We start from the raw sequence: 18,878 nt of genomic DNA, 5'->3' as shown, positions 1-18,878 counted from the left end.
CCTTTATTAGTTCAGTTCTTCAACCTTAACAAGGTGTCTGATCTGCTGGATCTGGCCTCTTGTTGAAGCGTTGTCCGGCAGTTCAACACTGCTGTTAAGTTTCTTAAATCCCATTGATTTTACCGTAGCAACCTGCTTCGGAACAGCACCAATAGTGGACTTAACCAATGTGATTTTAAGCTTCTTTCCACTTTCATTATTAGCTGCCATTGATTTTCTCCTTTACTAGCTGCCTATTTAATTAAGCGATAACTTCTTCTACAGATTTACCACGCTTCTTAGCAACTTCTTCCGGTGTCTTAAGATTTGCAAGACCATTTATGGTTGCATAAACTACATTCTGCTTATTGTTTGAACCAAGAGACTTTGTACGAATGTTCTTGATTCCAGCAAGTTCACATACTGAACGGGCAGGACCACCTGCGATGATACCGGTACCTTCTGGAGATCTCTTCAGCAGAACCTCTGCGGAACCGAACTTACCAATGAAATCATGTGTAATACTGTTGTTCTCATCAAGCGGAACTGTAATGAGGTTCTTTGTAGCGTCCTCCTTACCCTTACGGATTGCATCCGGAATTTCAGTAGACTTACCAAGACCTACACCTACATGACCGTTTCCGTCACCAACAACAACGAGTGCGGTAAACTTCATGTTACGTCCACCTTTAACAACCTTTGTAACTCGCTTGATGGTAACGACTTTATCTGTTAATTCAAGCTGACTTGCATCAACGATTGTACGCTTCATTATCTTTCTCCCTTCCTTAGAATTCTAAGCCTGCTTTTCTAGCTGCTTCAGCTAGTGCTGCTACCTTACCATGGTAGATGTAACCGCCTCTGTCGAAAACAACAGCCTTGATTCCCTTTTCCATTGCTCTCTTAGCAACAACATCACCAATATATGCAGCGGCTTCAACATTATCTGTAACCTTCAGAGCAGACTTAATGTCCTTCTCAAGTGTGGAAGCAGAAACGAGTGTCTTACCGGCAACATCATCGATAACCTGAGCATACATATGATTATTACTTCTGAAAACTGCAAGACGCGGTCTTTCAGCAGTGCCGCTGAAACGATTGCGAATTCTCAGATGCTTCTTTTCGCGACTTTTCTGTCTGGATTCTTTACTAACCATTTTAAACTCTCCTTATCTCTTACTTCTTACCGGTCTTACCAACCTTGCGGCGAATAACTTCATCAGCGTACTTGATTCCCTTGCCCTTATACGGCTCAGGAGCTCTCTTCTCTCTGATGATTGCTGCATGCTGGCCAACCTTTTCTTTATCTATACCCTTAACGATTATAGCATTTCCTTCTACAACTGTCTCGATTCCTTCAGGATCGTCAAGTTCAACAGGATGTGAATATCCAAGGGTTAAGGTGAGTTTCTTGCCGCTCTTTGCTGCTCTGTAACCTACACCATTAACTTCAAGCTTCTTCTCATAGCCATCTGTAACACCAACAACCATGTTGTTCAGAAGACTTCTTGAAAGTCCGTGAAGCGCTCTGGTTTTCTTCTGATCGTCAGGTCTCTTTACTTCGATCTGACCATCTTTTTGCTCGAACTGCATCTCTGCAGGAAAGACTCTCTCAAGAGTGCCCTTAGGACCCTTAACAGTCACCTTATTATTTTCTGCGACTTCTACTGTTACACCAGCAGGAACCGCGATTGGCATTTTTCCAATTCGTGACATGCCCGTACCTCCAATTTACCATACAAATGCAAGAACTTCACCACCAACCTGAAGCTCTCTTGCTTTTTTATCAGTTACAACACCCTGGTTTGTAGAAATGATAGCGATACCAAGACCACCAAGTACTCTCGGAAGTTCATCTCTACCTGCGTATACACGAAGACCAGGCTTTGAAATTCTCTTTAATCCAGTGATAACCTTATCATTTCTGTCAGCACCGTACTTAAGTGTTATATGAAGATTCTTGAAACCATTCTCTTCAACAACGTCAAATTTCTTAATATAACCTTCATCAAGAAGAATGTTTGCGATAGCAAGCTTCATCTTTGAAGAGGGTACGTCAACAGTATCATGTTTTGCAGTGTTAGCATTACGAATTCTTGTAAGCATATCTGCAATAGGATCATTCATTGCCATTTTTGAAAAAGCCTCCTTAATTTTCTATTATTGCTTCGCCTTACTGTGCCCGTCTGCACAGAGACACGAAGCCGCAATGTATAAATATATTTCACAAGGAAGTTCTGCACTCGCTTAGCTCGCTATAAATAGCCTGCTAAGCTAGACAGCACCTCGCTAAGTGATTACAATTACCAACTAGCCTTACGTACACCCGGGATTTCGCCCTTGTAAGCTAACTCACGGAAACAAATTCTGCAGATTCCGTATTTTCTAAGATAAGCATGAGGACGACCGCAAATTCTGCAACGGTTGTATGCTCGTGTAGAAAACTTGGGTTTCATCTGCTGCTTTACCTTCATGGATAATTTAGCCATGTGTTCGATTCCTCCTATATTTTTCAAACCGAAAAACTGTTCAAACAGTTTGTATGTCATTCACCGGATTAGAAAATTCCTTATCTGGTGATTTGCTCATCCTTAATTACTTAGCGAAAGGCATGTTGAAGAGTGTTAAAAGCTCACGAGCCTCTTCATCTGTCTTGGCAGTTGTTGTGAAGATGATATCCATACCTCTTGTCTTGTCAACCTTATCATACTCGATTTCAGGGAAGATAAGCTGCTCTTTGATACCAAGAGCGTAGTTACCTCTACCATCAAATGCGTTAGGGTTAACACCACGGAAGTCGCGGACACGAGGAAGTGCAAGGTTTACGAGACGATCCATAAACTCGTACATCTTCTCACCACGAAGAGTTACTTTACAACCAATCGGCATACCTTCTCTAATCTTGAAGTTAGCGATTGACTTCTTAGCCTTTGTATAAACAGGCTTCTGGCCAGAGATGATCTGCATATCGTTTGCAGCGTTCTCAAGAACTTTTGCATTCTCTTTTGCTTCACCTACAGCCATGTTAATTACAATCTTATCGAGCTTCGGAACTTCCATAACGTTCTTGTAACCGAACTTCTTTGTCATAGCGCTCACGATCTCATCTTTATATAAATCCTTATATCTACTCAAAGCTCCTTACCTCCTTTCCTATCAGTCAATGACATCACCAGTTGATTTTGCGATGCGGACCTTCTTACCATCCTCAACCTTGAAACCAACACGTGTTGCCTTTCCCTTATGAACATACATAACGTTGGAGATGTCCATGGGAGCTTCCTGCTGAATGATACCACCGTTGGGGTTAGATGCAGAGGGCTTTGTGTGCTTTGTAACCATGTTAGCACCCTCAACTACTACCTTACCATTCTTTGTGTCAACGGAGAGTACCTTGCCTTCTTTATCTTTGCTCTTACCAGCAATAACCTTAACGGTATCGCCCTTTTTAATCTTACTTGTAGACATTCGGTGCCTCCTTATAATACTTCCGGAGCGAGAGAAAGAATCTTCATGTACTTCTTATCACGAAGCTCTCTTGCAACGGGTCCAAAAATACGAGTTCCCTTCGGGTTACCTTCATCGTTGATGATAACTGCAGCGTTCTCATCGAAACGGATGTAAGAACCATCCTTACGGCGAGTCTCCTTAACAGTACGTACTACAACTGCCTTAACGACATCACCCTTCTTTACAACGCCGCCTGGTGTTGCTTCTTTGACCGAAGCAACAACTACATCGCCGATTCTCGCATATCTTCTTGTAGAACCGCCCATAACACGAATTGTCAAAAGTTCTTTTGCACCAGTGTTATCAGCAACTCTAAGTCTGCTTTCCTGCTGAATCATGTTATTTCTCCTTTATAATCAACTATCAGCTAATTACTTAGCACGCTCAATAATCTGAACCAGTCTCCATCTCTTGTCTTTAGAGATCGGTCTTGTTTCCATAACCTTGACTGTATCACCTATATGGCACTCATTGTTCTCATCATGAGCCTTCAGCTTATAGGTTCTTTTTACGATCTTCTTGTAAAGAGGGTGCTTTACATGATCTTCGATGGAAACAACGATGGTCTTATCCATCTTATCGCTTGTTACTTTACCAACACGCGTTTTTCTTAAATTTCTTTCCACGATATACTCCTTTCAGGATTCCATTACTGTGCTGCTTTCTGTGTAATCACAGTCTGAATTCTAGCAATATTCTTTCTAACCTCTTTAATTCTTGCTGTGTTATCCAGCTGGTTAGTTGCGTTCTGGAATCTCAGATTAAAAAGTTCCTTTTTAGCTGATACAAGCTCCTGGCTGAGTTCCTCAGCAGACTTAGCTTTCAGCTCTTCTACATACTTATTAGTTTTCATTGGATGCACCGCCTTCCAAATCAGCCTTTGAAACGATCTTGCACTTGCAAGGAAGTTTGTGTGTTGCAAGACGAAGTGCTTCTCTTGCAACTTCTTCATCGACTCCGCCGATTTCAAACATTACACGTCCAGGCTTAACAACTGCTACCCAGTAATCTACAGAACCCTTACCGGAACCCATACGAGTTTCAGCAGGCTTCGCTGTAACAGGCTTGTCAGGGAAAATCTTGATCCAAACCTGACCACCACGCTTGATGAAACGAGTCATAGCGACACGGGCTGCCTCGATCTGATTTGAACGAATCCAGCAGGGCTCAAGCGCTACTATTCCATACTCACCGTATGCGATTGTGTTGCCGCGTGTAGCCTTACCAGCCATAGAACCGCGGAACTGCTTACGATGCTTTACTCTCTTCGGCATTAACATTATTTATCGCTCCCTTCCTTATCTGAATTCTCGGATGCTTTAGTCGGAAGTACTTCACCCTTATAGATCCATACCTTTACACCAACCTTACCATAGGTTGTATCTGCCTCAGCAAAACCATAATCAATATCTGCTCTAAGTGTCTGAAGCGGGATTGTACCCTCGCTGTAGAATTCGCTACGAGCGATATCAGCACCACCAAGACGACCACTGCAGCAAGCCTTGATACCCTGTGCATCTGTCTTCATTGTTCTGCTCATGCATGACTTCATAGCACGACGGAAAGATACACGATTCTCAAGCTGCTGAGCAATGTTTTCAGCAACAAGCTGAGCGTCCTTATCGGGCTTCTTGATTTCTTTAATATCAACAAGAACCTTCTTATCTGTAAGCTTTGAAAGCTCCTTCTTAGTAACTTCGATCTCTGCGCCACCCTTACCAATTACGAAACCGGGCTTTGCTGTATAAACGATTACCTTAACGCGATCAGATGCTCTCTCGATCTCGATCTTTGAGATACCTGCAGCGTAAAGCTTCTTCTTCAGAAACTTTCTGATTTTGTAATCTTCAACAAGATTGTCTGCAAACTCGTCATTCTCTGCATACCACTTGGAATCCCAATCTGCAATGATGCCGACTCTGAGGCCATGAGGATTAACTTTCTGTCCCATTGAACTTACTTTCTCCTTTCTTATCTCTCATCCAGAATTAAAGTCAAATGGCTTAATCTCTTCTGAATTCTGTATGCTCTACCCTGAGCTCTAGGCTGAATTCTCTTCATAATCGGGCCATTGCTTGCATTGCACTCTGCAATGTACAGATTTGCTCTGTTCATGCCGTTGTTATTTTCAGCATTTGCAATTGCAGAATTAAGTAACTTATAAATAACGCTGGAAGCGTATCTTGGATTGTACTCCAGGATAGCAAGTGCTGTCTCAACGTCCTTACCCCTGATAGCATCCATTACGAAGCATGCCTTCTGAACAGGGATTCTTGCGTAAGATAATTTAGCTGAAGGTCTTGTATCCTTCTGAGCATTTCTCTCTCTTTTAACTTGAGATCTATGTGCTGTTGCCATAGATTTAACCTCCTTTCAATGTTGAACCAAGTCACAAGAACTTAGCGAACTCCACCCTTCTTCTCAGGAGAGTTGCCTGCGTGACCTCTGTAGGTTCTTGTAGGAACAAACTCACCAAGTTTGTGACCAACCATATCTTCCGTTACATATACCGGAATATGCTTTCTTCCGTCATGAACAGCGATTGTGTGTCCAACGAAGGAAGGGAAAATCGTGGAACGACGGGACCATGTCTTAACAATCTGCTTCTGATTCTCAGCATTCATTGCATCGATCTTCTTAAGCAAACTTGCATCTGCGAAAGGTCCCTTTTTAAGTGATCTAGACATTGTCATTCTCCTCTCGTATATGTCAATACGTTTTCTTACTGTCGGATGAAATCACAAGACCGCTAAATCCAGTCAAGTGATTTGTTCATCCTTTATCAACCGGCATCAATTATTTGATAGCCTTACCATCTCTTCTTCTGATGATCATCTTGTTAGAAGCCTTTTTCTTCTTACGTGTCTTGTAACCAAGAGCAGGCTTACCCCAAGGTGTGCACGGACCGGGACGACCGATAGGTGCTCTACCCTCACCACCACCATGCGGGTGATCATTCGGGTTCATAACTGATCCACGAACTGTAGGGCGGATACCCATGTGACGCTTACGACCAGCTTTACCGATATTGATAAGGTTATGATCAATGTTACCAACTGTACCGATTGTTGCACGACACTCGATTGGAACAAGTCTCATTTCGCCTGAAGGAAGACGAAGTGTTGCATACTTTCCTTCTTTAGCCATGAGCTGAGCAGAGTTACCAGCTGAACGAACAAGCTGACCGCCTCTTCCAGGATAAAGCTCAATGTTGTGAATGCTTTCACCAACAGGGATGTTAGCAAGAGGGAGGCAGTTACCGATACGAACTTCGGCATCAGGACCATTCATGATTGTCATGCCATCCTTAAGACCCTGAGGTGCAAGAATGTATGCCTTTGTGCCATCCTCATACTCAAGCAGTGCGATGTTAGCTGTTCTGTTAGGATCGTACTCGATACCGATAACCTTTGCTGTGCACTCATCTTTTGAACGCTTGAAATCGATAATTCTGTACTTTCTTCTTCCGCCGCCACCGCGATGTCTAACTGTAATCTTACCCTGGTTATTACGTCCAGCCTTTGAATTCTTAGAAACAAGGAGGCTCTTCTCAGGAGTGCTCTTTGTGATCTCTGAGAAATCAGAACCTGTCATGTTTCTTCTGGACGGTGTATATGGGCCGTATTTCTTAATTCCCATGATTATCTCCTTTTTATTATCATGCACGGTTTAAAACCTGGATCCGGACTTTGTTAAGATCCTGTGCATATAGTCAATTAGTTATTATCAAAGTCCCTGGAATATCTCGATATCCTTACTATCTGCAGTGAGCTGTACGATAGCCTTCTTAATCTTAGCAGTTCTGCCATAAGTCATTCCACGTCTCTTAAGCTTACCATTTGCATTAAGAGTGTTAACCTTGGAAACCTTAGCGCCATCGAACATCTTCTCAACTGCTTCCTTTATCTGAGTCTTGTTTGCTTCAGGATGAACGAAGAAAGTGTATTTCTTTTCGCCCATGGCATTCATGCTCTTCTCTGTAAGTACAGGCTCAAGGATTACATCATAATACTGTAAAGCTGCCATTATGCATACACCTCCTCGATTTTTGCAACTGCGTCCTTAGTAAGAACGAGTGTCTGAGCGTTTACGATATCGTAAACATTGATTGTATTTGTAAGAGTTGTCTTAACCTCTGCAAGGTTCTTAGCTGACTTAACAACCTTCTCGTCATTCTCAGCAACAACAACAAGTGCCTTGCGAGTAGCCTTAAGGTTAGTCATTACCTCAGCAAATTTCTTTGTCTTGAACTCATCAAACTTAAGCTCATCAAGAACAACAAGCTTACCTGTCTGAACCTTGTCTGTGAGTGCAGACTTAAGAGCTGCTCTCTTCTCTTTCTGGTTCATTTTGAAAGAGTAATCTCTCGGAACGGGAGCGAATACTACACCGCCGCCTGTCCACTGAGGAGATCTTGTTGAACCCTGTCTTGCATGACCGGTTCCCTTCTGTCTCCAAGGCTTGCGACCACCTCCGCTAACTTCGGAACGTGTCTTTGCCTTCTGAGTACCCTGGCGATTATTAGCAAGTTGCTGGATAACTGCCATGTGTACGAGATGTTCATTAACTTCAACTCCGAAGATGGCATCATTAAGCTCGATGCTGCCAACTTCTTTGCCTTCCATATTGTAAACAGATACGTTAGCCATCTGTATGTTCCTCCTTTCGTGAAAAGTTATGCCTCAACCTTTGTGGTTTCCTTGATTGTTACAAGTCCCTTCTTCGGTCCAGGTACTGCGCCCTTTACAAGGATCAGATTCTTCTCAGCATCTACACGAACAACCTCAAGATTCTGAACTGTTACCTTAACGCATCCCATGTGACCAGGCATTCCTTTTCCCTTGAATACACGGCTCGGATCGGAACTGGATCCGTTAGAACCCTGATGACGGTGGAACTTAGAACCATGAGCCATGGGTCCTCTGTGCTGACCATTCTTCTTGATAGCACCCTGGAATCCCTTACCCTTGGATGTTGCAGTAGCATCAATCTTGTCGCCAGCAGCGAAGATGTCTGCCTTAATCTCACTTCCAAGCTCATATTCAGAAGCATTCTCGAATTTGAACTCGCGAACAAATCTCTTGCAGGATACGCCTGCCTTCTTGAAGTGACCCTGCTGAGCCTTGTTTACACCATGTGCATGTACGATAGTCTTTTTGCCGTTCTTGTCTCTGTTGATGATCTTTTCTTTCTTATCAACATAGCCAACCTGAACTGCACTGTAACCATCATTTTCAACGGTCTTGATCTGTGTTACTACACAGGGGCCTGCCTGTAAAACAGTTACAGGAACAAGTGAACCGTCTTCGTTGAAGATCTGTGTCATACCGATCTTCGTAGCTAAGATAGCCTTCTTCATTGTATTTACCTCCTTATTACATCTACAGCGGATGCTTGTTTCATTCGTAATGTCGCTTTAATTGCCATTTTGCAATTCTCCAGTTTTCACGGCATCATACGCCTCGCATCATACTAGTAGAGGTTTACATTAGTTACCGATGAATTATTTCATCTTGATATTGATGTTTACACCTGCAGGCATCTCTAATCTCTGAAGAGCCTCAACTGTCTTAGGTGTAGGTGTGATGATATCGATCAGTCTCTTATGTGTTCTCTGCTCGAACTGCTCTCTGGAATCCTTGTACTTATGTACAGCACGAAGGATTGTTACTACTTCCTTCTTTGTAGGAAGCGGTACAGGTCCGCTGACCTGAGATCCGTTCTTCTTAACTGTTTCGATGATCTTCTTTGCAGAAGCATCTACGAGCTGATGATCATACGCCTTAAGAGTAATTCTCATTACCTGATTTGCCATAAAAAAAGTCGCCTCCTTTTCGCACTTTAATTAGATAAGTACGACAAGCGGTGACTGTACACTCTCCCGTGTGTGTCATGGATTCAAATTTCTAAAAACCCTGTTTTCACACGTCGTTTCTGCTAGCATAGCTTCGCAGACATTTTGTTTGTACAGTGACTTGTCGTCAGATTGTCAGACCAATTGGTCCCTTGACATTCGCTCCACGGAAAACCTGTCTCACTGGATAAGACAGCAACCTCACGCTTCACAGCTATCATGTCACAGCATGGATTACTATATATCATTTTTTCATTTCATGCAAGCATAATTTTCAAAATTAATCACTTTTTAATAAAAATAGGCAATTTTAGCCATTTAGGCTTGATTTATTTTAATCTATTTTATGCATACACTAGCATTTTATGCATTTTCGGATAAAATGTGTAAATGTTTCTTCTATAATATATAGAAGATTTTCATGATATTATTTATTATGTTGTTATGGGTCATTTACTCATTTATGTCAACGGTTTTTATAAATCCCGAATGACTATATAACTACTATTTATTAATGTACACCAATCCAAATAACAACATTTATTATTATAAGGAGTATTTATGTGGATTGCAAATAACTGGAAAGATTATCAGGTTATAGATACCTCTGATGGAGAAAAGCTTGAACGCTGGGGTGATTACATGCTTGTAAGGCCCGATCCTCAGGTAATTTGGAAGACTCCCAAAAAGCATATGGGATGGAAGAAATGGAATGCACGTTACCAGAGAAGTAACAAGGGCGGCGGAGAATGGGACTTCAGATCCCTTCCAGAGGAATGGACAATTAATTATAAGGAACTCACCTTTCATTTAAAGCCATTCAGTTTTAAACATACAGGATTGTTCCCTGAACAGGCTGCCAATTGGGACTGGTTCTCTGAGCTGATAAAAAATGCAGACCGTCCGATCAAGGTGCTTAATCTTTTTGCATATACCGGCGGAGCTACCGTATCCGCTGCCAAAGCAGGTGCTTCCGTTACACACGTTGATGCAGCCAAAGGTATGGTTGCATGGGCAAAAGAAAATGCCGCTTCCTCCGGTCTTGCAGAAGCTCCCATCAGATATCTTGTTGACGATTGTGGAAAATTTGTTGATCGTGAGATCAGACGCGGTAATCATTATGATGGCATCATCATGGATCCTCCTTCCTACGGAAGAGGTCCCAAGGGAGAAATATGGAAAATTGAAGACTGTGTATATGATCTTATATTAAGAAGTGTTCAGTTGCTTTCAGACAAGCCTTTATTCTTCCTTATTAATTCATACACCACAGGATTACAGCCTGCAGTTCTTTCTTATATGATACACTCGGCTATCGATCCGCTTCATAAAGGCACGGTAGAAGCAGATGAAGTAGGGCTTCCTGTTTCATCAAACGGACTGGTTCTTCCTTGCGGAGCAAGTGGAAGATGGACAGCTCTATAAACAAATTTTGAGTACGCAGTATTTACACCAAGCTCCACCAGCCTCTAAAGCACCATACCAAGCGGATTTGCATGGCTGGCACTAAGTTCGAAAAGAGCTGTGCTAAGTACTCTGCTCAGATAATCGAGTAGGAGGCGGTGACTAACCGCCGTCCTCTCACAGCACCGTACGTACCGTTCGGTATACGGCGCTTTCAATAGTTGACGTGCACAGACTGATAGGCTGTGGCTAAATCATAAAAGCCACTGTTTATCAGTCTTTCTTTTGATAAGGCACGGTTAACCGCACCCATACCAGACACAAACCAATAGCCTCTACGGCTGTTGGCTGTGATATGTGCATAGTATTCAGGTATCCCCAGTTTAATAAGATTCCTCTTCTTTGTCTTGGGAAGTTTCCACTGTTTCCATATGCACATGCGTATTCTGTGATAGAGCCACTTATTAATGTCATCTATGTTGTTCTTCATGCTGGCTATTCCATAGTAGTTAAGCCATCCTCTAGCATACACCTTGATTTTCTCTAGGCTTGGCTTGATGGACTGTACAGACTTACGGGAAGATAAGTCTTTCAGCTTAGACTTAAACTTCTTCCATGACTTTGGATGAACTCTGACATAAATGCCATTTCCGTTCCTTCCCAATGCAAAGCCAAGGAATTTAAAATTTCGGATTGCAAACACGCTTACAGTACGACTTTTCTCCCGATTAACCGTTAGCTTCAGTTTCTCTTCGAGATATTTAGTACTGCTTTCCAAGAGTCTCTCTGATGCTCTTTTGCTTTTCGCAAGAAGAACGATGTCATCTGCATATCTTATGCAGGGCACACCTCTTTTCAGAAACTCTTGGTCGAACTCATTGAGGTAGATATTCGCAAGAAGCGGAGATAGATTTCCACCTTGCGGTGAACCTTCCTCTGTATCAATGACCACTCCGTTTTCCATTACCCCACTTTTCAGATAGCGCTTTATTAGTTGAACTACACGTTCATCCTTCACATTCCTTCTGAGGAGATTGATAAGAATTTCATGATTCAAGGTATCGAAATACTTAGATAGGTCCAAGACTACCGCGAAAGTGTAGCCTTGTTCTGCGTATTCCTTTACTTTCTGTATAGCATCCTTTGCGCTTCTATTTGGACGATAGCCGTAGCTTCCGTCCGCAAACAATGGTTCATAGATGGGCACTAACTGTTGAGTTATTGCCTGTTGGAGTGTTCGGTCTATCACGGTAGGTATGCCAAGCTTGCGCACACCACCATCTGGTTTTGGAATCTCAACTCGCCTGACTGGCGATGGGGTATACTTGCCGCGGTATATGCGGTCAGTTAACTCCTGTTGATGTTCCTTAAGGTACGGAAGTGCCTCTTTAATGGTCATACCATCAATACCTGGCGCTCCCTTGTTTGCCTTAACTCTTTTATACGCTCTGTTAAAGTTGTCCTTATATAGTATCGCTTCCAAGAGCTTCGGCTGTGCACTGTCTCTTTCTTTCCATATCCGATTGAATGACCTAAGCGCTTTCGCATACCCTTTGTGTTCCGCACTATCTCTTTGCGAACAGCCATTATCAATGTTTTCTGCCATTAACGGTCATTCCTCCTTTCTCGGTCATACTTAAGACTCCTACTGATTTCGGTCCTTCGGTTAGCATGTCCATGTTTCCATGTCCATATCCCTACTATGACCTCTGCTGATTTCTGCGTGTTCAGCACCGCCTCGTTTCCTTGTACGGTGGTTGCTCCTTTCAGGGCGTTTCGCGCAGACCTCCCTAGGTACCACACGTTTCTTCCTCTCCATCCATCTGCCTCATTTATCATGCATGATTCCGTGTAGTTATTGGGCTTCGACTTGTATAGCAGCCTTACCCTCATGCATAACCTCGTATGAGATTTCTGTACGTCAGACCGGAGATTTGCCCGTGGGTTAGTATGTTCCCCACATCCAGCTTCCTTCAGATTCCGTCTCGCGGCGGACACCCTTGCTTTCGGCTATATCCTTCCCACTACCGGGCGGATTCGGGACTTAAACCCGTTAGAAACGTGCGCCGCTAGGCGCACTAAAAAAACGAAAGGGACAAAATTTTCTTTTGCCCCTTTCGTTTTTTATCACATTCATAGCGAAGTTTTTAATATTTAGTTTTGATTACTTTTCCTTCTGAGCATAGCATTCTGTTCAGCACGGATCTCACGTCTTATAATCTCCATTGTCTCACAGTCAGCCCTCTCCTCCTCCTCAGTCGGAGTCATAACGTACGGCTTTCCATCACCTGCATCTATTCTCTCGCGAATCTGTTGCATTCTTCTGTCTAGCTGATTTATAAGATCTGCGCTGAATTTCAGATCTTCAGAAATGAGCTGTGCGTTTTCAATATCTTTCTTATACTTCATCTTATGTTCCAGGCTAGCCCAAAAATCCATTGCAATGGTTCTAAACTGAACTTCGACCTTTATCATTTCCTTAACATCTGTAAGAAAGATAGGGGTTTCAATTATAAGATGCAAGCTTCTGTAGCCGCTCTCTTTTGGAGTGGAAATATAATCTTTTTCAACAAGGACATTAACGTCATCCTGCTTTTTCAAGCAATCGGCAAGCATATAAATATCATCAACAAAAGAACAAATCGCTCTACAGCCTGCGATATCAGAAATATTGCTCTCAATATTCTCTATCGAAAAAGGTATCCCTTTGCGATTCAATTTTTCATATATACTTACCGGTGTCTTTATTCTGCTTTTTATACTCTCAAAAGGATTTCGATTGTTTTTCAGTGAAAACTCTTTATTAAGGACCTCAAGCTTAGTTCTCACTTCTGATAAAGCACAATCATACTTCATCATCATCATCTGGAATTCCTGCACCTGCCCTCTCATGATAAGCAGTTGCTCAACTTCCTTCTGTGATACATTATTAACGTTCAGTAGTGACTTCTGCTCATTGGTCATCAGAGTCCTGTCGAGCGAAGTTAAGTCTAGATTCCCAATAGCCATGGGCATTCCTCCGAATTACTATTATGCCCCCTCAATAATAATTATATCACTTACATTCAATTATTTATGAATTAAGTCTAAAGCTTTTATAATGTTAATAGTAAAGCTACATTATATTATAATTATTTCGAAAAAAACTTTCCTTTTTTATTCCCCTGCAGATTCTGCAGTCATATCTGCATATGATATTATACGATAATTAAGTGAAGCTCTGGGGCCTGCAAGCACTTTAAGTCTGTCCTGCAATCTTCTGTGTACAAGCATGCACTCCTCTACTCCGGTTCCGGTAAGCAATACGAGATACTGGGTTCTGGAATACTTACAAAAAGCATCCCCATGCCTGAGAGTCTCATTTATGGCATCCTTCAAAGTCTCCATTCGTCTCTCGGCCTTCTCTTCCTGTCTGATCTCTTTTCCTTCATAGTCAGCTATTGTAAGAAGAAGCAGAAATACAGTTAATCCATGCCTCTCCATATTTCTGCTTAGTATATGGTATGAAGCGCTCATTTCAGGGAAAAGGCACTCATAAGGTCCGCCCTCATCCTCTCCGAGAAGTCCATTTTTAAGTGAATTCTCTGCTGCCACATCGCCTTCTTCACCATCAGTTCCGGAGAAAGCTGCATCCTGTAGCTTCTGATAGCATCTCTGCATATTCTCGGTGGGTGTGATTCCAAGTTCCTCTGCATAGTACCTTATCATCTCTTCATAAAGAATATATGCTTTCTTGTAATCCTTCATATGCCTATATGCGTTAATCTCTCCAACCTGCCACTCGCAGTCAGGATCGATAACTGATGCATTATGAAAAACTCTCGCCATCTTCACATAATTCTTCTTGGATTTATAGAAATCAGCAAGGAAATCAACGCACTCTTCGTAAAGCGTTCTTAAGTCCTCGCTCTTTTTAGATATCCAGTACAAATCATTTAATTCAGGTAAAAAGTCACCTTTATATAAGTCAAAAGCTTTTTGATAATTCTCAGCTTTTTCCTCATAGTCTGAAGCATTCCTGGCAGCATTTATGTATCTGACAAATTCAACAGTATCCGTCACTGCATCGACTTCAGGCGCTGCCTTATAGACACCATCAGAAAATGCCACTACATTCCCTCCAGGAATGCCGGCTTTCTCAGCAACCTTCCTGAACTGATAGATGAGGTTGTTCATACTGTTATTCAGATTACTTTTTACATTGAGATCCTCAGAATAAATATCATCCTGAAGATCCTCTTTACTGACACCTTCGCTTCCTGCAGTAAAAACTCTGGCGACAAGCTGAATATACTTAGAAGCCCGGTTTCTTCCCAATGTGATTCCCTTATCATTACAGATTATTTCGAAGCCACCTAATGTTTTGATGTCAAGTTTGGTCTTTTTCATATCCCTCTCGTATCATAAAGTCCGTTATGGTCTCCCCATGACCCGTGATACTTAAACCCCTTCTGAAGTAGTATTCTGGCTAGAGAATCATATCTTTAGCCGAAATTTATTATATCATGTCTATAATCATATATTAAGCAATTATTACAAATTTTCAAAGGAGATAATCTCTCCAAGTGTTCTGCTTAAGCAAGCTCCACTAAACTCGATAATACCTCGTCAAGTGCTCTGCTCAAAAGAAAGGAATCCCGCTTTCCTTAGAAATCCGGGATTCCATAACTGACTAATCTCTTATTTGCCTGTATACAGTCAGGCCTTTTCTGAATTATTCCAGATTAGCGGCACAATCCTGCAAAAGTGAAATAATAGGCAAGTGCTGAGGACATGCGCCTTCACACTGTCCACACTGAACACATGCAGAAGCAAGTCCTTTATCTCTGGTGGCGTTTGCATAATTCCACTTGGCACCTTCTGTGTTATTGTAAATAAGCTGCTGATTCCTTGCATTGAAAATATCAGGAATCGGAATCTGCATAGGACAGCCTTCAACGCAATAATGACATGAAGTACATTTAATGTTGTCCACTGCATTCATAGCCTCTACAACCTTTTTAACTGTATCCTGCTCTGTCTCATCAAGAGGCTTGAAATTCCTCATGTAGCTGAGATTATCTCTCATCTGTTCAATGTTGCTCATTCCGGACAGAACTGTGATTATTCCTTCCATACCTGCTACATAACGTATTGCCCAGCTGGCAGGTGAAAGATCTGGATTAACTTTCTTGAATAACTCAGTAACCTGAGGGATAGGATTCGCCAAAGCTCCACCCTTTACAGGCTCCATAACAGTGATGGATTTACCGTGTTTTCTTGCAACCTCGTAGCATGCACGAGACTGAACTGATGGATTCTCCATATCAGCATAATTTATCTGAAGCTGTATAAAATCCACCTCCGGGTGCTTTGTGAGCAGTTCATCCAAAAACTCAGGATCATCATGGAAAGAGAAACCCCAATTCTTAATGAGTCCTTTCTCCTTCTGTTCAAGAACAAAATCCCAAAGATGATAATCATCATAATAACTGATATTGTTTCTTGCAAGCGCATGAAGAAGATAATAATCAAAATATCCTGCTCCGGTACGCTCTAAGCTTGTGAATAGCTGCTGTTTAGCGCTCTCTTCATCCTTTGCAACACGTGCATTAAGCTTTGTACAAACTGTGTAGCTTTCTCTGGGATATCTGTCTGCCACAGCCAACTTAAAGGCCTCTTCACTCTTACCATCATCATATACATATGCGGTATCAAAATATGTTCCACCAGCCTCTATAAACTCATCCACCATCTTTGAAATATGCGGAATATCCATGCTTCCATCAGCATTTTTGGGAAGACGCATCAAACCAAATCCTAATTTAAATACATCCTTGCCAAACCAATCTGCCATAAGAAAAAACCTCCTGAAATATAGCATTTAGAGCATTCATATTTATGCCAATATAATTGGCATATGCCAAATTATTGATATTATAAACCATCTTGGCAAATATCTGAACAAGTATATACTTAATATTTTTTTAATTTTATCGATAGTCTTCCTTTTCTGGTCTCCTTCTGCACTCCGTCATAGACGAATTTTCCATATCCTCTGACAGAAACTCTTGCTCCTGGTTTGAGGTCATAGCCGGCGCTATAGGCAGTCTTTCCGTCAACAAATACAGACTCGGTTTCAACAAGGTCATGCGCTTTACTTCTGCTAAGCTTATAAACAAGCGCCAGAACAGCATCCAATCTCTCAGATGAAACAGTTCCTTCTATTTCCTGGTACTCAGGAACTATATCACACTCTGTAGCTTTAACCTTTTTACATCTCACCGTAGTATGCTTAACCCTGAAAAGCTCATTGCATATAAGATCAGCGACATCATTCATTACAAAGACGAATGCTTTAGTCTGATCAGTCCTGATATCTCCTATCCTGTTTCTCTCTATCCCAAGATTCATAAGAGCACCAAGAAAATCACGGTGTGTAAGTTCATCTGCAAATCTTTTGTTTACGGGTTCTATCAGTATGCAGCTGATGACATCTGACTGTACCGCTTCTGCCTGTAAAAAGTTCTCCTCATCCAGATATGATGGAAGGAAACACATCACAGCCCTCTCAGGCTCTGATGTGCCTCCATATATGCAATAGTCTACTCCGTCTATCTGATTTTCCCCTGTCACAAGTCCATTTGCAGCACATGCGCTCTTTACATCATATATCTCAGATAGTGATAAAAAATCCGTATGTGTGACATAACTATTCTCAAAAGCTCTTCTGGCAAGATCCTTTATCCTGCCAAATAAAACCTTATCAATTTCCATAAATTACCTTAAACAGAATCACAGATTACCAAAACGCTCAATCGCTCTTAAGGTGTTTTCTCTGCTGCCAAATGCAGTAAGTCTGAAGTAATGCTCACCTGACGGACCAAATCCTGATCCCGGAGTTCCAACCACATTTACTTTTTCAAGCAGGTAATCAAAGAACTCCCAGCTTGTCATATCATCAGGCGTCTTCATCCAGATATAAGGCGCATTCACTCCGCCATATATCTCATATCCGGCGCGCTTTAATCCTTCCGAGATTATTGATGCATTTTCCTTATAATATTGTATCTGCGCTCTGATCTGTTTCCTTCCTTCATCAGAATAGGCAGCTTCACCTGCTCTTTGAACAATGTAAGGAGCGCCGTTATACTTGGTTCCATGTCTTCTTGCCCAAAGAGGCCACAATTTCTCGCCGCCCGTAGATAGTTCTTTCGGTATTACTGTATACCCAAGTCTCAATCCTGTAAATCCGGCAGTTTTGGAAAAAGATCTGAATTCTATTGCGCAGTCCTTAGCACCTTCACATTCATAAATACTGTGAGGCACATCATCCTCAGAAATAAATGCCTCATATGCTGCGTCATAAAGAATGATCGAATCATTTCTGTTAGCAAAGTCTACCCACTCCTGAAGCTTATCCTTTTTCATTACTGCACCTGTGGGGTTATTGGGAAAACACAAATAAATAAGATCAGGAATCTCATCAGGTATGTCAGGCGTAAAATCATTTTCCTTAGTACACTTCATATAAATAACATCCTTGAAGCGCTCTATTTCAGGCATATATTCACCTGTTCTTCCTGCCATTACATTGGAATCAACATAAACCGGATAAACAGGGTCACAAACGGCAATTTTGTTATCAAGGCCAAATATTTCCTGGATATTTCCGCAGTCGCTCTTGGCACCGTCTGACACGAAAATTTCATCAAGATCTATATCACACCCTCTATCCTTAAAATCCTTCTCTGAGATGATATTTCTTAAAAAATCATATCCAAGATCCGGAGCGTATCCTTTGAAGGTGTCAGAATTGCCCATCTCATCCACTGCATTATGGAGCGCATCAACTATTGCCGGTGCAAGAGGCTGTGTTACATCGCCGATTCCAAGTCTTATAATCTCTTTATCAGGATTCTTCTCTGAGAACTCACTTACCTTTTTCCCTATTGTGGAAAACAGATAACTTCCGGGAAGCTTTAGATAATTGTAATTTATTCGTGCCATTTTTCGTTATACTCCTTCCATGGTTTTGCTTCTTAATTAAAGAAAAAAGGCGTCATGGAATAATCCAAGACGCCTTTGCCTTATGATTTAATTTACAACTGCCTGTAATTATGTGTCAAGCTACTTTTCGCTTAATCATATA

Annotated in this window: 27 protein-coding genes; 1 reads left to right on the top strand and 26 read right to left on the bottom strand. The window is 41.8% G+C overall.

Going from position 1 to position 18,878, the window contains the following annotated elements; genetic code table 11:
- Positions 1-6: 6 nt before the first annotated feature.
- From rpmD to rpsJ, 20 genes are all read right to left on the bottom strand, one after another.
- Complete coding sequence (rpmD, locus tag T501_RS10380; RefSeq protein ID WP_026511460.1) at positions 7-210, bottom strand: 50S ribosomal protein L30; 204 nt, start codon at positions 208-210, stop codon at positions 7-9.
- Between the two features lie 31 nt (positions 211-241).
- Positions 242-751 (bottom strand): 30S ribosomal protein S5, encoded by a 510-nt coding sequence (gene rpsE / locus T501_RS10375; RefSeq protein ID WP_026511459.1) that lies wholly within the window; start codon positions 749-751, stop codon positions 242-244.
- Between the two features lie 16 nt (positions 752-767).
- Positions 768-1,136 carry a 50S ribosomal protein L18 gene (gene rplR / locus T501_RS10370; protein ID WP_026511458.1) on the bottom strand — a complete coding sequence of 123 codons (369 nt, stop codon included), beginning with the start codon at positions 1,134-1,136 and terminating at the stop codon, positions 768-770.
- Between the two features lie 19 nt (positions 1,137-1,155).
- Positions 1,156-1,695 (bottom strand): 50S ribosomal protein L6, encoded by a 540-nt coding sequence (gene rplF, locus T501_RS10365; RefSeq protein ID WP_026511457.1) that lies wholly within the window; start codon positions 1,693-1,695, stop codon positions 1,156-1,158.
- A 15-nt stretch (positions 1,696-1,710) separates the two neighbouring features.
- Positions 1,711-2,112, bottom strand: a complete 402-nt coding sequence (rpsH, locus tag T501_RS10360) for a 30S ribosomal protein S8 (protein ID WP_026511456.1) — start codon at positions 2,110-2,112, stop codon at positions 1,711-1,713.
- A 170-nt stretch (positions 2,113-2,282) separates the two neighbouring features.
- On the bottom strand, positions 2,283-2,468 hold the full coding sequence (locus T501_RS10355) for a type Z 30S ribosomal protein S14 (protein WP_022761326.1): 186 nt from the start codon (positions 2,466-2,468) through the stop codon (positions 2,283-2,285).
- A gap of 106 nt (positions 2,469-2,574) precedes the next feature.
- On the bottom strand, positions 2,575-3,114 hold the full coding sequence (gene rplE, locus T501_RS10350; RefSeq protein ID WP_022761327.1) for a 50S ribosomal protein L5: 540 nt from the start codon (positions 3,112-3,114) through the stop codon (positions 2,575-2,577).
- Positions 3,115-3,135: 21 nt separating this feature from the next.
- A complete protein-coding gene (rplX, locus tag T501_RS10345; RefSeq protein ID WP_026511455.1) occupies positions 3,136-3,447 on the bottom strand; it encodes a 50S ribosomal protein L24 in 312 nt (103 codons plus the stop codon).
- Between the two features lie 11 nt (positions 3,448-3,458).
- Positions 3,459-3,827, bottom strand: a complete 369-nt coding sequence (rplN, locus tag T501_RS10340; protein ID WP_026493610.1) for a 50S ribosomal protein L14 — start codon at positions 3,825-3,827, stop codon at positions 3,459-3,461.
- Between the two features lie 33 nt (positions 3,828-3,860).
- The gene (gene rpsQ / locus T501_RS10335) at positions 3,861-4,115 is read right to left on the bottom strand and encodes a 30S ribosomal protein S17 (protein ID WP_022761330.1); all 255 of its coding nucleotides are present in this window, start codon (positions 4,113-4,115) and stop codon (positions 3,861-3,863) included.
- A gap of 23 nt (positions 4,116-4,138) precedes the next feature.
- The gene (gene rpmC / locus T501_RS10330; RefSeq protein ID WP_022761331.1) at positions 4,139-4,342 is read right to left on the bottom strand and encodes a 50S ribosomal protein L29; all 204 of its coding nucleotides are present in this window, start codon (positions 4,340-4,342) and stop codon (positions 4,139-4,141) included.
- A complete protein-coding gene (gene rplP / locus T501_RS10325; RefSeq protein WP_022761332.1) occupies positions 4,332-4,769 on the bottom strand; it encodes a 50S ribosomal protein L16 in 438 nt (145 codons plus the stop codon). Before rplP ends, rpmC begins: the two co-directional genes overlap by 11 nt.
- On the bottom strand, positions 4,769-5,440 hold the full coding sequence (gene rpsC / locus T501_RS10320) for a 30S ribosomal protein S3 (protein ID WP_026511454.1): 672 nt from the start codon (positions 5,438-5,440) through the stop codon (positions 4,769-4,771). The genes rplP and rpsC overlap by 1 nt, the downstream gene beginning before the upstream one ends.
- A 20-nt stretch (positions 5,441-5,460) precedes the next feature.
- Positions 5,461-5,847 (bottom strand): 50S ribosomal protein L22, encoded by a 387-nt coding sequence (gene rplV / locus T501_RS10315; protein ID WP_044914681.1) that lies wholly within the window; start codon positions 5,845-5,847, stop codon positions 5,461-5,463.
- A 41-nt stretch (positions 5,848-5,888) separates the two neighbouring features.
- Entirely contained in the window at positions 5,889-6,176 is a 288-nt protein-coding gene (rpsS, locus tag T501_RS10310; protein ID WP_026511452.1) for a 30S ribosomal protein S19, read from the bottom strand.
- Positions 6,177-6,285: 109 nt separating this feature from the next.
- Complete coding sequence (gene rplB / locus T501_RS10305; RefSeq protein ID WP_026511451.1) at positions 6,286-7,128, bottom strand: 50S ribosomal protein L2; 843 nt, start codon at positions 7,126-7,128, stop codon at positions 6,286-6,288.
- A gap of 87 nt (positions 7,129-7,215) precedes the next feature.
- On the bottom strand, positions 7,216-7,515 hold the full coding sequence (rplW, locus tag T501_RS10300; RefSeq protein WP_022761337.1) for a 50S ribosomal protein L23: 300 nt from the start codon (positions 7,513-7,515) through the stop codon (positions 7,216-7,218).
- The gene (gene rplD, locus T501_RS10295) at positions 7,515-8,138 is read right to left on the bottom strand and encodes a 50S ribosomal protein L4 (protein ID WP_026511450.1); all 624 of its coding nucleotides are present in this window, start codon (positions 8,136-8,138) and stop codon (positions 7,515-7,517) included. Before rplD ends, rplW begins: the two co-directional genes overlap by 1 nt.
- Before the next feature lie 26 nt (positions 8,139-8,164).
- A complete protein-coding gene (gene rplC / locus T501_RS10290) occupies positions 8,165-8,848 on the bottom strand; it encodes a 50S ribosomal protein L3 (protein ID WP_026511449.1) in 684 nt (227 codons plus the stop codon).
- A gap of 144 nt (positions 8,849-8,992) precedes the next feature.
- The gene (rpsJ, locus tag T501_RS10285; protein WP_022761340.1) at positions 8,993-9,304 is read right to left on the bottom strand and encodes a 30S ribosomal protein S10; all 312 of its coding nucleotides are present in this window, start codon (positions 9,302-9,304) and stop codon (positions 8,993-8,995) included.
- A 600-nt stretch (positions 9,305-9,904) separates the two neighbouring features.
- Here rpsJ and T501_RS10280 point away from each other — a divergent pair.
- Positions 9,905-10,768, top strand: coding sequence for a class I SAM-dependent methyltransferase (locus tag T501_RS10280; RefSeq protein WP_026511448.1), 864 nt, complete (start codon positions 9,905-9,907; stop codon positions 10,766-10,768).
- A 193-nt stretch (positions 10,769-10,961) separates the two neighbouring features.
- On the opposite strand, the gene ltrA is transcribed toward T501_RS10280, so the two are convergent.
- The 6 genes from ltrA to T501_RS10245 form a co-directional block, all read right to left on the bottom strand.
- Positions 10,962-12,353, bottom strand: coding sequence for a group II intron reverse transcriptase/maturase (gene ltrA, locus T501_RS10275; protein WP_044914680.1), 1,392 nt, complete (start codon positions 12,351-12,353; stop codon positions 10,962-10,964).
- A gap of 548 nt (positions 12,354-12,901) precedes the next feature.
- Positions 12,902-13,756 carry a GTP pyrophosphokinase gene (locus T501_RS10265; RefSeq protein ID WP_081675355.1) on the bottom strand — a complete coding sequence of 285 codons (855 nt, stop codon included), beginning with the start codon at positions 13,754-13,756 and terminating at the stop codon, positions 12,902-12,904.
- 147 nt (positions 13,757-13,903) lie between these two features.
- Positions 13,904-15,136, bottom strand: a complete 1,233-nt coding sequence (locus T501_RS10260; RefSeq protein ID WP_044914679.1) for a bacterial transcriptional activator domain-containing protein — start codon at positions 15,134-15,136, stop codon at positions 13,904-13,906.
- A 325-nt stretch (positions 15,137-15,461) separates the two neighbouring features.
- Entirely contained in the window at positions 15,462-16,583 is a 1,122-nt protein-coding gene (locus T501_RS10255) for an aldo/keto reductase (RefSeq protein WP_044914678.1), read from the bottom strand.
- 119 nt (positions 16,584-16,702) lie between these two features.
- Positions 16,703-17,503 (bottom strand): YlmH family RNA-binding protein, encoded by an 801-nt coding sequence (locus T501_RS10250; RefSeq protein WP_044914677.1) that lies wholly within the window; start codon positions 17,501-17,503, stop codon positions 16,703-16,705.
- An 18-nt stretch (positions 17,504-17,521) separates the two neighbouring features.
- Positions 17,522-18,736 carry an LL-diaminopimelate aminotransferase gene (locus T501_RS10245; RefSeq protein ID WP_044914676.1) on the bottom strand — a complete coding sequence of 405 codons (1,215 nt, stop codon included), beginning with the start codon at positions 18,734-18,736 and terminating at the stop codon, positions 17,522-17,524.
- Positions 18,737-18,878 lie beyond the last annotated feature (142 nt).

Origin of the sequence: Butyrivibrio sp. WCE2006 (assembly GCF_000701985.1) — a bacterium.
GTDB lineage: Bacteria > Bacillota > Clostridia > Lachnospirales > Lachnospiraceae > Butyrivibrio.
The sequence above is the reverse complement of the archived record's forward strand: the minus strand, read 5'-3'. Positions and strand labels throughout refer to the sequence as shown.

Bases quoted from the DNA above. Each gene is read 5' to 3' on its own strand.
- rpmC (WP_022761331.1), bottom strand. From the start codon at position 4,342: ATGAAAACTAATAAGTATGTAGAAGAGCTGAAAGCTAAGTCTGCTGAG.
- T501_RS10265 (WP_081675355.1), bottom strand. From the start codon at position 13,756: ATGGCTATTGGGAATCTAGACTTAACTTCGCTCGACAGGACTCTGATG.
- rplC (WP_026511449.1), bottom strand. From the start codon at position 8,848: ATGAAGAAGGCTATCTTAGCTACGAAGATCGGTATGACACAGATCTTC.
- rpsC (WP_026511454.1), bottom strand. From the start codon at position 5,440: ATGGGACAGAAAGTTAATCCTCATGGCCTCAGAGTCGGCATCATTGCA.
- rplR (WP_026511458.1), bottom strand. From the start codon at position 1,136: ATGGTTAGTAAAGAATCCAGACAGAAAAGTCGCGAAAAGAAGCATCTG.
- rplW (WP_022761337.1), bottom strand. From the start codon at position 7,515: ATGGCAGCTTTACAGTATTATGATGTAATCCTTGAGCCTGTACTTACA.
- rplB (WP_026511451.1), bottom strand. From the start codon at position 7,128: ATGGGAATTAAGAAATACGGCCCATATACACCGTCCAGAAGAAACATG.
- T501_RS10250 (WP_044914677.1), bottom strand. From the start codon at position 17,503: ATGGAAATTGATAAGGTTTTATTTGGCAGGATAAAGGATCTTGCCAGA.
- rpsJ (WP_022761340.1), bottom strand. From the start codon at position 9,304: ATGGCAAATCAGGTAATGAGAATTACTCTTAAGGCGTATGATCATCAG.
- ltrA (WP_044914680.1), bottom strand. From the start codon at position 12,353: ATGGCAGAAAACATTGATAATGGCTGTTCGCAAAGAGATAGTGCGGAA.
- rpsE (WP_026511459.1), bottom strand. From the start codon at position 751: ATGAAGCGTACAATCGTTGATGCAAGTCAGCTTGAATTAACAGATAAA.
- T501_RS10355 (WP_022761326.1), bottom strand. From the start codon at position 2,468: ATGGCTAAATTATCCATGAAGGTAAAGCAGCAGATGAAACCCAAGTTT.
- T501_RS10280 (WP_026511448.1), top strand. From the start codon at position 9,905: ATGTGGATTGCAAATAACTGGAAAGATTATCAGGTTATAGATACCTCT.
- rplX (WP_026511455.1), bottom strand. From the start codon at position 3,447: ATGTCTACAAGTAAGATTAAAAAGGGCGATACCGTTAAGGTTATTGCT.
- rpmD (WP_026511460.1), bottom strand. From the start codon at position 210: ATGGCAGCTAATAATGAAAGTGGAAAGAAGCTTAAAATCACATTGGTT.
- T501_RS10260 (WP_044914679.1), bottom strand. From the start codon at position 15,136: ATGAAAAAGACCAAACTTGACATCAAAACATTAGGTGGCTTCGAAATA.
- rplF (WP_026511457.1), bottom strand. From the start codon at position 1,695: ATGTCACGAATTGGAAAAATGCCAATCGCGGTTCCTGCTGGTGTAACA.
- T501_RS10255 (WP_044914678.1), bottom strand. From the start codon at position 16,583: ATGGCAGATTGGTTTGGCAAGGATGTATTTAAATTAGGATTTGGTTTG.
- rplN (WP_026493610.1), bottom strand. From the start codon at position 3,827: ATGATTCAGCAGGAAAGCAGACTTAGAGTTGCTGATAACACTGGTGCA.
- rplV (WP_044914681.1), bottom strand. From the start codon at position 5,847: ATGGCAACAGCACATAGATCTCAAGTTAAAAGAGAGAGAAATGCTCAG.
- rpsS (WP_026511452.1), bottom strand. From the start codon at position 6,176: ATGTCTAGATCACTTAAAAAGGGACCTTTCGCAGATGCAAGTTTGCTT.
- T501_RS10245 (WP_044914676.1), bottom strand. From the start codon at position 18,736: ATGGCACGAATAAATTACAATTATCTAAAGCTTCCCGGAAGTTATCTG.
- rpsH (WP_026511456.1), bottom strand. From the start codon at position 2,112: ATGGCAATGAATGATCCTATTGCAGATATGCTTACAAGAATTCGTAAT.
- rplP (WP_022761332.1), bottom strand. From the start codon at position 4,769: ATGTTAATGCCGAAGAGAGTAAAGCATCGTAAGCAGTTCCGCGGTTCT.
- rplD (WP_026511450.1), bottom strand. From the start codon at position 8,138: ATGGCTAACGTATCTGTTTACAATATGGAAGGCAAAGAAGTTGGCAGC.